Annotated in this window: 1 protein-coding gene; it reads right to left on the bottom strand. The window is 45.1% G+C overall.

The window, feature by feature from the left end; all coding sequences use genetic code 11:
• Positions 1-308, bottom strand: a 308-nt coding sequence (locus A3712_RS21530) for a NapC/NirT family cytochrome c (protein WP_197465886.1), incomplete at both ends; no start/stop codon positions are given.

Here is a 308-nt window from a genome sequence, read left to right as displayed (position 1 = left end):
GCGCTACGAGGACTCTGCTCAGAGAAATCCATGTAATCGAACTGGTGACAGTTACGACACTCAAGTGAATCGTTCTTCTTCAATCGAGCCCATTCTCGTTCCGCTAAGTGATGACGGCGCTCTTTGAATTTCTCAGGCGTGTCAATCGTCTTAGCAATAAAGTGAGCGTACAGCTCTTTTGATGCTTGAACCTTACGAACAATTTTATCAGTCCATTCATGTGGTACGTGACAGTCTGAACAGATTGCACGAACACCAGAACGGTTTGAGTAGTGAATTGTCTCTTGGATCTCTTCAACGATAGGTGC

The sequence above is a fragment of the Vibrio sp. HI00D65 genome, assembly GCF_001635455.1.
GTDB lineage: Bacteria > Pseudomonadota > Gammaproteobacteria > Enterobacterales > Vibrionaceae > Vibrio.
Note: the sequence above shows the minus strand (reverse complement) of the source record. Positions and strands in the feature narration are given on the sequence as shown.